We start from the raw sequence: 12,179 nt of genomic DNA on the forward strand, positions 1-12,179 counted from the left end.
GAACAACGGGGCCAACGGGAGTAACGGGGCCAACAGGAGGAACAGGTTCAATAGGAGCAACAGGAGTAACGGGAGCAACAGGAGCAACAGGAGTAACAGGTCCAACAGGAGCAACGGGAGTAACAGGTCCAACAGGAGCAACGGGAGTAACAGGTCCAACGGGAGCAACAGGAGCGACAGGAGCATTATCAACTGCAAGTGCTAGTGTTGTAACGAATACAACGCAAACAGTAGCTAGTTTAGCAGCTATTCAATTTACTGCACCGGTGCTAGTACTTGATAATGTCATATTTAATGGTACAGATACTTTTACAATTGTAGTTCCAGGTAATTATTATTGTATAGGTGCTTTAATGCCTGCGGAGACTCAAACAGGACCATTTGCTGTTGGTATAGGGTTAAATGGTATACCAACTCCAGCTTTAGATGGAGTAAATTATGCCCAATCCGCAGGACAAGAGGTTGTAGGTTTTGGTTTTACGGGTCAAATTCCAGCTGGTACGACAATTAGTTTATTTAATCTTAGTGGACATACAATTTCAATAGGAGGAGTAATTTCCGGAGCTACTAGTGTAGCAGCTCGGTTAGCATTTTTTCGTATTTCTTAATTTGCATGTAAACCAGTTATAATAATTAAGAAATTAATTATATTTCAAGTTTGGTCTTATTGTGTTTGAAATAAAGTGAAAAATCATTTTATACAATTTGTCATAAATAAAAGGCGGTTGTTTCCACAACCACCTTTCGGTAAAATAAAGAAATTTTTCAAAAAATATAGAGTATAATCCCATTTTTGTAAAATAAGTGAAGAGTTTAAGTTATAAAGAAAGGATTAAATTAATATATGCGTAATATAATTAAATGTTGAAAATAAAAGAGCAGTTAGTAAAAACTAACTGCTCCGTGCATAAGAAGAATACAATGGTCATTCGTATTCAACCTTGGTGTACCTATATTGTTAACATGTTTTAGAAATTTATTCAATATAAGAGCAGCTAACAAAAGTTAACTGCTCAAGTAGATACAACTTGGGTAAGAAGCAAGTTGTATTGTGATTAGTATTGTTAGAATATCGAATTTTATTTGTTTTAATAAAAAAGCAGCTAGCAAAAACTAACTGCTCAGTCTTAAATAAGATCTAACTGGTTACAGCACATTAAAGATGGGTTATCTATAGTATGGACGGAATATTGAGTTTTATTCAGTGGGTAGATGCATTTAATGAAAGAATGTAGCCCACCATATTCCGAATAATGAATCTTAAGTATTTTAATAAGTTCAAAGATGTAGTCGGTTTATAAAGTTGGTTCAGTAATACGTATAATTCCTAAAAAAATAATTTTATAAGACATTATTATAAAAAAGAAGATGGCAAAGAGACATTTGAAATTATTAACAGTGAGATAAGTAATTGAATAGGATTATATTAATTACTTAATGCTGGGATATGTTTTAAATGGAGAATCAATTTAAAGAGATATTTGGTGCATGGGTTGCAGCAATAGGAACAATTACTTCTGCTATTGGAAGTACGCCTTTTGATTTTATAAGCAGTAATGTAAGAAAGGATTTAAATGTTTATGGAAACGTATTACAGGCTGTTGGAAATGCTTTAGAGGCTGATGGCCAAGGAGAAGTGTCTCTTGAAAAAATCGGTAATGAAATCCAATCAATTGGTAATGTCACTGTAATATCTGGATTGATTATTGATTTTAAAGAAGAAACACAAATTAAATTAGTGATTGCCGGGAATTGGACACAGGCTTTGGGTGGACTTACAGCATTAGCGGATGAATTGGAGGATACATCTGATAAAGATGAATCCTTAAATGTTATAGGAAACTTATTACAATCAATTGGGAATTCATTACAGGCAATAGGAGGTATTAACGAATTAAAAAGTATCAGAAATGAGAACCAGTCTAATAAAGAAGGTAATGTAAATGATGTGGAGAAAAATACAGACACTCAGGTAAAAAACGAAACTAATGAAAATGAAGAAGGAAAGTTAATAGATATTATAGGAAGTTGGGTTCAAGCAGTTGGTTCTGTAATTTCATTAATTGGACAAATACGTGAAGAGAATGAGGAATTGGAAGGGAACGATGAATAGAGTAATTTAATAGAACAGTTAAAACAATAATTCTTTTAAAGTGAAAGCAAACAGAATATAGTCCGGCTAGAAAACTAGAGGACACCAATTCATTAAAGCGGCAATGAAAGCTGTTTTAAGAATAGGTGTCCTTTTTATTTTTAAAAGGAGATGGGGAAATGAAGGTGCTAAAGAATCAGTTACGTGAGTGGAAAAAGCAATCAAAACAAGCAAAGAAGAAAAATAAGAAAAAACGAAAAGAAAAACTAAGCACTCGTGACATTGAAGATTTAATGGGAATTCGTGGTCCACGTTATGAACGTAGACGTGGAGCTTTAAGACAAAAGTAATTTAAAAATAAAAAGGAGTGGTCTTACATGACTAAACAATTATCTTTCTTACCAAAAATCGATAGAACAGCAACACAAGAGGAATTAGAAGGCGTGTTGGAAAGCGTACGTATACATAGACAGTTTGGGATGATGCGTAAAGAAATGAAAGTCACTCCTTCTTATGAAATACGTGAGCATGGTCCTACACATGCAGTCGGAAAACCGTTAGAAGATGTTGCTATAGCGAATATTCAACAAAGTAAAAGAGAAGAGTGGCTTGAGAGAATGTCATTACGTATTGATCAGTTTCTAACTCGATTAGGAAACGGACGTGCTGGAAGTATTCAAAGGGATATTATTTATAAACGTTATTTAGAAGAAGAGGACGTATGTGATTACATGGTTTATAACGAAATCGGAATGTCAGAGCGTACATATCGCCGTTGGAAGTCTAAAGCGTTTTATAAACTTGCTTTTGCACTTGGATTAGAAGTTTACGAGACAGAAAAAACTGGAGGTAATGAATAGTGAATTTTGTTCAACCGATACGTGATCCAGAGCAAATACAACAAATTAAAGAGTATTTAAAAGTAAAGAACGAACGTAATTATATCTTGTTTGTAATGGGAATTAACACAGGCCTACGCATTAGTGATATTCTAAAACTGAAGGTTGGAGATTTAAAGGGAAGCCATATTTCAATGCGTGAAATGAAGACAGGTAAACAGAAACGTATTCAAATTACTGCAGCATTAAGAAGAGAGTTAAAATGGTATCTCGAAGGTATGGAAGATTATGAGTATCTAGTTAAGAGTAGGCAAGGAACGAATCGACCAATTGGAAGAAGTATGGCGTATAAAATACTTAGCAGTACAGCAGCAGAGTTTGGATTAGATGAGATTGGGACACATACATTACGTAAGACATTTGGATATCATATGTACATGCAGACAAAGAATATAGCCTTGCTAATGGAGATATTCAATCATTCAAGTGAACGGGTAACGTTAAGATATATAGGAGTAAACCAAGATGCAATGGATAAAGCAATGACTAGGTTTAAAATCTAATCATTGCTTTTTTCTTTTTAATTTTTGTTCCATAGATATAAATGGATAAGGGGTGAGCTTTTTGGGGCTATTAATAATGATAGATTAGGTTAATTTTACATGTATACGAAATTTATCATTATTCATTATGAATTTTTATTGATGGTATTTATATATATATTTACTCATAAGAATGAAACTAGGTTAGCATTTACTGGGGGGATTACGAATGAATAGGGATGAAACCTCATTACACCCTGATACGGGTGTTACGTCTGTAATGTTTGTTGAACGATCATTAAATGAAATTCGTTTTTGGTCTAGAATCATGAAGGAGCATTCTCTTTTTCTTCGATTGGGGTTTAGATGTGAGGATACCCAACTAATCGAAGAAGCTAATCAATTTTATCGATTGTTTGAACATATCGAACAAATAGCGTATTCCTATACAAATGAAACAGATCCTGGGCAAATAAAAAGATTTAATTCAGAAGTACAACAAGCTGCAACTAATATTTGGGGATTTAAACGAAAAATTCTAGGATTAATTCTCACATGTAGATTGCCAGGACAAAACAATTTTCCGCTGTTAGTTGACCATACAAGTAGGGAAGCTGATTATTTTAGAAAACGTTTAATTGAATTAAATGAAGGTAAATTAGATGCACTTCCTGATGCTATTATTAAAGAGAATGTTTTCTTTTTAAGGATTATGGCAGACCATGCTAAATTTATTGGTCATCTTCTTGATCCATCGGAAAGAAAGCTTGTAGATACAGCTCGGAATTTTAGCAATGATTTTGATGAATTGATGTATCAAGCAGTTGACTTAGAATCTATGAAACCACAATCTCAAACAGTTCCTCTTTTAGATCAATTTTTAGATCAAAATCGTGTGTCAGTCACATCTCTCCGTGATTTTAAGAAAACGGCACGTGATTTAATTGAGCAATGTAAAATAAAGAGTATCATTCATCCATTATTAGCAGACCATGTTTTCCGTGAGGCTGATAGGTTTCTTGAAATCATTGATATGTTTGATGTTCATCTTACAAATATTAAATCACAATCTAAATAGTCTGCCTAATTTCAAATAAGAATAAGCTCCTTTATTTCATATATAACTAGGTTAAATATCAATATGAATTTTTAAAAGTACCAATACGTAAAGGCTGCCACATATTAGTGATGGATAATATGTGGCAGTCTTTATTTTTTTGTACTACATTTTAAAAATGAAGAATTTTGTATACAGTTCCTCGTTTTTATTGTGTTGTGTAACTCGAAAGAGCGAGTATTATGAAGCTATGAATATCAAGGGAGGCGGCGTTTGGCTTAGTTACACAAAATATAAGATATGGGTAAGTGGTAGTATCAAGGAATTGAATGGTGTATATACATAAATATAAAATGTAAGGGGGAGGTAATTGTGATTCATGTTAAATGAAGAACTATTAGAAGTAATAATTAGATATAAAAGGAATACTGGAAGAAATCCTGATGTGTTAAAGCTAAATCCAACTTATTTTAGAAATATTCTAGAAGAATTGAATTATCCACAGTGGATTATAAAAAAGAAAATGACAGAAATGAAAAAAAGTATATTCGGTGTATCAGTGGAATTAACAGATGCAGTGGAAAAATTTGAACTATGAAAAAGTTGGCAGAGTCGTGACCGCTTTTTGGCAGGAAATGTGCCGGTTATTTTGGAATTAATGTGTTATATTTGTATTGTGGGAAGTGGCGGGAAACACAACTCATTATGTTGTTTTTAAAATTCTAAACGGTTCGTAATGATGGCGCATAAAATCCGAAACCAACAGATGGTAACGATTGAATGATACCGTTATTAAGGAGAGCTTTTGCTCTTCTTCCAGTTACTTAATAATGCATAAAAAGATTGGTGCAGCAATATTAGGTGATTGGAAGAAGGGTAAAACTTCATTTACCGTAATTAAAATACAAATAAATAATTGATATCAGAGCATCCATAACGGCTGCTTTTTTCTTTGTTATATAGAAATTACACATTAAACGTATTTAAATACTGTTTTAGGTATAACATGAATTGACATCAATGGTACAGATATTAGATGTTAAATGTACCGTGAAACTCTTGGAAATACAATGATGGGAAATTATAATGATATTGGTATATTACAGGAGAAGGCGCAATTGTAGGAGTAAAGGGGATATGCCCAGGTTGCATACCATATTGACCATATGAAGGATATTGAGGTAAATGTTGCCAAGCAGAAGCTGGAGCTACAACAATCCTCATCGGTAAAGGATTCATAATATAATCACTCCTAAAGTAGTATTCATGTAATAGGGTATGCGCTCACTGAATATAGATGTGCACAATCTAGGCCTATAAACATAATAATTAACGAACAGAAAATACGGTTACTAATCTTATGATGTGTCCATTAGGGATGTTTTATTTTTAGAACAAACATGTGTATAGCAATTAGAGCAGGCGCTGCCGTGATCTGGGTGGCGTCTTGTTTGTTGTTAAGGAAAGATAAGCGCAAACGTGTTGCATTTATTATGAGGTGATACATATGGAATTAGAATTATTAAATGATTTAACAGCAGAGTTAAAGACACGAGTTTTATCTGATGCAGTTACATGGGAATTAATTAATGATATTGTATTGGATCATTTAGAGAGAATGACAGATAAAACAAAAATGAATGAAATGGGTATAGGGATGTATGGTGTTAAATGGGAAGATGTTAATTTGAAACCATATGCAGCGCTAGATAATGTTATTGGTGTTAATGATGCTCATCTTATTAGCGGCCTTTCTCCTGGTCATATAAAGAATCTATGTGCAGCAGGTGCTATTGAATCCAAAAAGGTCGGCAATACGTGGATTTTAGATAATGAGAGATTTAGAGTATGGTTTGAATGCTCCCAATTAAACGAAACAAACTCAACACAACCCAAATATTGTAAGGGGTGATGGTATTGTCAAATGTACAATATACTGCTCATGCAAATAATGATAGTAAAGATGCTACAGAATATGTAAATGCATTAGCTTATATATCTTCATTTTTGTTAGCTTATTCTGATCAGAAAGTTATCGATAAATTGCTAACTCAATCCAATGAAAAAGAAACTGAACTAATTAATGGTATTTTAAGTAGATTGCAACTGCGTTTGTCCGAAAACTAGTGTCTCAAAAACAAAACATTATGAGACACTGAATATATGGGCCTTAAAACCTATAAAAATGGTATAACGAATGTCTCAAAACTATGTATCAATTAATAATTGATTTTGATACAGGAATTTGATACACTTTTTATATCAAATAACAAGGGATGATGGTGCATGATATTCGGATATGCTAGGGTTTCTACTAAAAAACAAAATTTAGATATGCAATTGGATGAATTAAACCGTTATGGCTGTGAAGAAATAGTTACAGAAAAAGAAAGTGGAGCAAAAAAGGACAGAAAAGAGCTTCAGTTATTACTTGGCAAACTTCGCAAAGGTGATACATTGGTTGTTTACAAGTTAGATCGTTTAGGAAGAACCATGCATCAGTTAGTTAATTTATTGCAAGAATTTAATGATAAGGAAATTCACTTTGTTTCTATTAAAGATGGTATTGATACATCTACAACAATGGGAAGGTTTTTATTTCATATATTTGGTGCAATGGCTGAAATGGAACGCGAGGTTATTAATGAACGCGTTGTTAGTGGTGTAGCTGCTGCAAAAGAACGAGGAAAACAAGGTGGTCGCAAACGTGCTCATACTCCGGAACAGATAGAGGGTATGCTAAAAATGGTTGAACAAGGATTACCTAAAGTTGATGTCTGTAAGATGTTCAATGTTTCAAGGGCCACTTTATATAGATACATAAATGAAAAAGAAAAAAATACGAAAAATTTAAAGTAGCGAATTCGCTGCTTTTTTATTTTGTAAAGCAATTAGCGTGAGGTGGTGTAAATGGAAGAAGAAACTATAAACGTTCCTACATGCTCTGTTTGTAATGAGCCGTGCATGTGGACATTAAAAATGCCATTAACTATTACTCATTTTGATAAAACATATCTCCGTGAAGCAAATACGGATAATGCTCATATATGCATTGAGTGTTTAGAGAAGGAAGTGCAAACAATTGGATAAGGGGGCAGGTGTTATGTAATTATGGCCAGACAACGAAGTCCAGACCGTAACAAAGCGTATGAAATATTTAAAGAACATAACGGTGATATTACGAATCGTAAAATTGCCGAATTGTTGTCTACATCCGAAAAAACTGTAAGTGAAAAAACGGTTGGCGGATGGAAATCCAAAGATGGATGGATAGACAAATTAAATGGAGTACTCCATAAAAATGAACGGAGTACTCCAAAGAAAGATACGGAGTACTCCAAAAAGAAACCAGGAGCACCCAAGGGTAATAAGAATGCTATAAACAATCGTGGTGGAGCCAAAAAGGGTAATAAGAATGCTGTTGGTAATTCCGGTGGCGCTGCTCCACTTCGTAATGGTAATGCTGTTAGTCATGGATTGTATAGAAAGTATTTGCCGCAAGAAATATATGATTTAAAAGAAGAATTAAAAGAAGCGGTTAACAACGATTCCTTAACAATCATTTGGGACAGTATTATGCTGCAGTACACTCAAATCATTCATGCTCAACGTATTATGTTTGTTAAAGACAACGAAGACATGACCAAAGAACTGCGGAAAAACAAACTTACGGAAAGTGGCTATGAGGAAGAGTGGGAAATTCAATTTGCTTGGGATAAGCAAGCTAGTTTCTTAAATGCTCAATCGAAAGCAATGTCAACGCTAGTAAATCTAATTGAAAAATACGATAGATTAGCTAATACAGAAGAACAAAAACTAAGAATCGAGAAACTCAAGAAAGAGATCGCTGCTATTAAAGTTGATGGTGATACTAATCAGAATACAGAAGACTGGAAAGAGTCTCTTATGAAGATAGCAGAGCGCAGACGTAAGCAAAAGGAAGCTGAACGAAATGAGTAATACAGCTTTTAGCGAATTTATGGAGATTATCGATATTTATTGGGATGATCCTGTAGCGTTTGCCGAGGATATGCTGGGTTTTTATCCGGATGAATGGCAAAGAACAGTTCTTATGGATTTGGCACAAAGTCCAAAGGTTTCTGTGCGTTCTGGTCAAGGAGTTGGTAAAACAGGTCTTGAGTCAGTTGTTGTTATTTGGTTCCTCTGCTGTAGGCCGAATCCAAAAGTTATTTGTACAGCTCCTACAAAGGAACAGTTATTTACTGTACTTTGGGCTGAAATAGCGAAGTGGTTAGAAGGTAGTGCGGTTAAAAATCTACTTAAATGGACTAAAACACGAGTATACATGATTGGTAGTGAAGAACGTTGGTTTGCTACTGCTAGAACAGCAACGAAGCCGGAGAATATGCAGGGTTTCCACGAAGATTATATGTTATTTGTATGTGATGAAGCTTCTGGTATAGCAGATCCTATTATGGAAGCCATACTCGGTACTTTATCTGGTGCAGAAAATAAATTGTTTTTATGCGGAAACCCAACAAGAACAAGCGGTGTATTTTATGATTCTCATAATCGTGACAGAGATTTATATAAAATACATAAAGTCTCTAGCTTAGATAGCCCTCGAACCAGTAAAGACAATATAGAAGTATTGAAAAAGAAATATGGTGAGGGTTCAGATGTTTGGCGTGTACGTGTACTTGGTGAATTTCCTAAAGCAGAAGCAGATGCATTTATCCCGTTAGAAATTGTAGAGCAAGCAGCATCTTGTAAAGTGGAGCCGACTGGTGAAACACTTGACTTAGGTGTTGACGTTGCACGATTTGGTGATGATGAAACTGTAATTGCTCCAAGGATAGGAAATAAAGTCTTTAAATTATTAAACCACTATAAACAAGATACTATGGAAACTGCTGGCCACGTATTGAAATTAGCTAAGGAATACATGGCAAAGTACAAGCAGTTAAAAAGAGTTGATATAAAAGTCGATGATAGTGGTGTTGGTGGTGGTGTTACGGACAGATTGAAAGAAGTTATTAAATCTGAACGATTACCATTCAAAGTATATCCGGTTGTGAATAACGGGAAGCCGCTTGATGATGAGCATTATGATAATGCAGGTGCAGAAGGTTGGGCCGTAGTAAGAGATTTACTTGAAGAGAATATGAAAGCATTTATACAGGGTGAAGAACCTACAATGGAGATTCCAAATGATGAAAAAATGATTTCTCAATTTTCTAGCCGTAAATACAGAATAACAAGTAGAGGTAAGATTGCATTAGAGCGAAAAGAAGAAATGAAGAAACGCGGATTGCAATCACCCGATAGAGCAGATGCTATAGTTCTAGCCTTCTATAAACCGAAAGTAGTTATGGGTGGGAAGGTTAAAAGAGTGTAGTCGGACATTTATTGTTCGGCTATTTCTTTTGCTATTTATTAATAGAAGAAAGGAGGACATACAAACGATATGAGCGATAAGAAAACAATTAAGAATGTAAAAGTATTTGGCATTAATAAAGCAGCAGATGATCCAAAGAACAGGGAAGACAACAGTAAACAAATGGCGGTTGACCCATTTGCACAAACATATAGTGATAAAGGATTAATTAAACCTCCTTATGATATGGCAGTGTTGCTGGAAATAAAGGAAAGTAATCCCATTCATTCTGCTTGTATTAGCGCGAAAGTGGATGATATTGCGGGTGTTGGTTTTGACTTTGCCCCTTTTGAAGAAGTAAAAGAAGCAGCGAGCCAGGAGCAATATAAAAGGTTAAAAGAATTTATGCGGAATTGCAATCCGGAAATGACAAGCTCAGAGATCATAAGGGCGGTATGGGATGATTATGAAACCGTTGGATGGGGCATTATTGAAGTTGTTCGTAATAACAAGAATGAACCGTCAGAACTATACCACATTCCAGCTCATACAGTTCGTGCTCATAAAGATAAAGTTCGCTTTGCTCAAAGCGTAAATAACAAAGAACGATGGTTTAAAAAGTTCGGTTATCCTGATGATTTTCGTCTTGCTGATGGTAGACCTTTAAATGAAGAAGATATTGCAGAAAACGGTACAGAAAAAGCCGGTGAAGTTATTGTTATTCGTAAATTCGGTTCTCGTTCTTCTTATTATGGGATACCTAATTACGTTAGTTCTATTGGCTCAATAGTTGGCTCTCAAGCAGTAAGAGATTACAATATTAACTTTTTCACAGGTAAGACTATTCCTGATTCCATACTATTCATTGAGGGTGTTGATGAGATAGATGACGGTACGGAAAATGAACTAAAAGTATTTTTCTCTACAGAAACAAAAGGAGAACATCATAAATTAGCCGTTGTACCTGTACCACATGGTGCGAAAGCTAGGCTAGAAAAAATAAGCCCTGATGTAAAAGAGGGCAGTTTCCGTTTATATAAGCAGGATAGTGCAATGGAGATATGTGTGGCCCATCGTGTACCGCCATATCGTATCGGTTGGGCTATGACAGGTTCATTAGGGCAAACAACTGCTAAAGAAATGAATGAGATGTACAAGCGTTCTATTATTGAACCTGGACAAGAAATATTAGAACATCGATTAAACAATCAATTGTTCCGTGTATTTGCTGATATACTAGGCGGTTTAGATTGGCATTTTAAATTAAATGAAATTGATACAGATGATCGTGAAGCAGATTTGAAGTATGCAAAAGATAGTTATGAAGGTGGAATATTAAAACTGAATGAGTCCCGTAAAGTGGTAGGTTATGAACCTGTACCAGAAGGGGATAAATTCTATGATGGTAAAACCGAACCTTCTCCGCCTGAACCAATTGCAAAATCTGCAGATGATGAACAAGATAACTTAATTGCTATTAATGCATTTAGGGAAAAGCATGAAGAAATAGAGAAAGCTATGCAAAAGAAGGTAGCTGATTTTTTTCAGAGCAGGGAAAAAGGCTCTTAAACCTGCTTCCCGTAATTCGTATTAATAAAGCAGATGAAGAGATTGATCTTGTAATTGCAGAAGCAGAAGTTGATGAATTTCTGGATAGTGTTGATTGGGATGAGGAACGACAAATGTTTGTCGATGAAGTCACGGACACACTACAGGATGATGTAACGGAGTTTGTACAGAGTACTATAGCTTCTAACGGTTTAACCTGGATGGTATTAGATCCAATTGGTGACGTTGCTGCAAAATGGGTAGCTACTTACGCTTTTGAATTAGCAAAGGGAATCCATGAAACCACTAAAGATAGATTAAGAGAAACAATGCTAAAGAATCTTAGTGAAGGAATGGGTGTTGATGCATTAAGTGTTTCCATTGCAGATGTAATGTCAGAAGCGAGCAGCTACAGAGCGATGATGATTGCGCGTACAGAAACTACATATGCAATGAATTACGGCAATTTAATTGCTTATAAGGGCGCAAATAGAAACAAGAAAACATGGCTTACAGGAAACGATGAGCGTGTTTGTAAAGAATGTGGTGGTTTACATGGAGAAACGGTAGATATTGATGATCTATTTAGTAATGGAAAGATGTGCCCACCAGCTCATCCGCATTGCCGATGCACTATGATTTCAGAAGAGTAATAAAATACACCTATTTAATTGGGGTTTCATCGTCAAAACGTATATGGCTTTAAATTGGCTGCTATGCGTTTTGACAGTGGAACCCCAATATTTATAGGGAAGGAGGTAAA

15 protein-coding genes and 1 pseudogene are annotated in these 12,179 nt (G+C 35.0%); 15 read left to right on the forward strand and 1 reads right to left on the reverse strand.

Annotated features, from left to right (window positions below):
• From DN403_RS25600 to DN403_RS25625, 7 genes and pseudogenes are all read left to right on the forward strand, one after another.
• A pseudogene (locus tag DN403_RS25600) lies at positions 1-608 on the forward strand (exosporium leader peptide-containing protein); the annotation flags it as partial.
• Between the two features lie 848 nt (positions 609-1,456).
• Positions 1,457-2,113 (forward strand): DUF6944 family repetitive protein, encoded by a 657-nt coding sequence (locus DN403_RS25605; RefSeq protein WP_149185865.1) that lies wholly within the window; start codon positions 1,457-1,459, stop codon positions 2,111-2,113.
• A gap of 158 nt (positions 2,114-2,271) precedes the next feature.
• On the forward strand, positions 2,272-2,442 hold the full coding sequence (locus tag DN403_RS31365) for a hypothetical protein (protein WP_000866204.1): 171 nt from the start codon (positions 2,272-2,274) through the stop codon (positions 2,440-2,442).
• A 27-nt stretch (positions 2,443-2,469) separates the two neighbouring features.
• On the forward strand, positions 2,470-2,952 hold the full coding sequence (locus tag DN403_RS25610; RefSeq protein ID WP_149185866.1) for an ArpU family phage packaging/lysis transcriptional regulator: 483 nt from the start codon (positions 2,470-2,472) through the stop codon (positions 2,950-2,952).
• Complete coding sequence (locus DN403_RS25615) at positions 2,952-3,494, forward strand: site-specific integrase (protein ID WP_001012142.1); 543 nt, start codon at positions 2,952-2,954, stop codon at positions 3,492-3,494. Before DN403_RS25610 ends, DN403_RS25615 begins: the two co-directional genes overlap by 1 nt.
• A gap of 208 nt (positions 3,495-3,702) precedes the next feature.
• Positions 3,703-4,551 (forward strand): DUF2935 domain-containing protein, encoded by an 849-nt coding sequence (locus DN403_RS25620; RefSeq protein ID WP_001078041.1) that lies wholly within the window; start codon positions 3,703-3,705, stop codon positions 4,549-4,551.
• 358 nt (positions 4,552-4,909) lie between these two features.
• Positions 4,910-5,128 carry a hypothetical protein gene (locus DN403_RS25625; protein ID WP_000930974.1) on the forward strand — a complete coding sequence of 73 codons (219 nt, stop codon included), beginning with the start codon at positions 4,910-4,912 and terminating at the stop codon, positions 5,126-5,128.
• Between the two features lie 434 nt (positions 5,129-5,562).
• On the opposite strand, the gene DN403_RS25630 is transcribed toward DN403_RS25625, so the two are convergent.
• On the reverse strand, positions 5,563-5,769 hold the full coding sequence (locus tag DN403_RS25630; protein ID WP_001068927.1) for a hypothetical protein: 207 nt from the start codon (positions 5,767-5,769) through the stop codon (positions 5,563-5,565).
• A 268-nt stretch (positions 5,770-6,037) separates the two neighbouring features.
• On the opposite strand from DN403_RS25630, the gene DN403_RS25635 reads away from it, so the two are divergent.
• The 8 genes from DN403_RS25635 to DN403_RS25670 all read left to right on the forward strand — a co-directional run bounded on the left by DN403_RS25635 (position 6,038) and on the right by DN403_RS25670 (position 12,069).
• On the forward strand, positions 6,038-6,442 hold the full coding sequence (locus DN403_RS25635) for a hypothetical protein (RefSeq protein ID WP_000418198.1): 405 nt from the start codon (positions 6,038-6,040) through the stop codon (positions 6,440-6,442).
• Positions 6,442-6,657, forward strand: a complete 216-nt coding sequence (locus tag DN403_RS25640) for a hypothetical protein (protein WP_000244509.1) — start codon at positions 6,442-6,444, stop codon at positions 6,655-6,657. The genes DN403_RS25635 and DN403_RS25640 overlap by 1 nt, the downstream gene beginning before the upstream one ends.
• A 159-nt stretch (positions 6,658-6,816) precedes the next feature.
• The gene (locus tag DN403_RS25645) at positions 6,817-7,389 is read left to right on the forward strand and encodes a recombinase family protein (RefSeq protein ID WP_000576169.1); all 573 of its coding nucleotides are present in this window, start codon (positions 6,817-6,819) and stop codon (positions 7,387-7,389) included.
• 51 nt (positions 7,390-7,440) lie between these two features.
• Complete coding sequence (locus DN403_RS25650) at positions 7,441-7,620, forward strand: hypothetical protein (RefSeq protein ID WP_000390790.1); 180 nt, start codon at positions 7,441-7,443, stop codon at positions 7,618-7,620.
• Between the two features lie 21 nt (positions 7,621-7,641).
• Entirely contained in the window at positions 7,642-8,490 is an 849-nt protein-coding gene (gene terS, locus DN403_RS25655) for a phage terminase small subunit (RefSeq protein ID WP_149185867.1), read from the forward strand.
• Positions 8,483-9,889, forward strand: coding sequence for a DEAD/DEAH box helicase family protein (locus tag DN403_RS25660; protein WP_098616718.1), 1,407 nt, complete (start codon positions 8,483-8,485; stop codon positions 9,887-9,889). The genes terS and DN403_RS25660 overlap by 8 nt, the downstream gene beginning before the upstream one ends.
• Positions 9,890-9,958: 69 nt before the next feature.
• Positions 9,959-11,437 carry a phage portal protein gene (locus DN403_RS25665; protein ID WP_061885301.1) on the forward strand — a complete coding sequence of 493 codons (1,479 nt, stop codon included), beginning with the start codon at positions 9,959-9,961 and terminating at the stop codon, positions 11,435-11,437.
• Positions 11,438-11,550: 113 nt separating this feature from the next.
• Positions 11,551-12,069 carry a phage head morphogenesis protein gene (locus tag DN403_RS25670; RefSeq protein ID WP_098616720.1) on the forward strand — a complete coding sequence of 173 codons (519 nt, stop codon included), beginning with the start codon at positions 11,551-11,553 and terminating at the stop codon, positions 12,067-12,069.
• The last annotated feature ends 110 nt before the right edge of the window (positions 12,070-12,179 follow it).

It is taken from the genome of Bacillus sp. AY2-1 (genome assembly GCF_008368965.1).
GTDB classification, from domain to species: Bacteria; Bacillota; Bacilli; order Bacillales; family Bacillaceae_G; genus Bacillus_A; species Bacillus_A thuringiensis_S.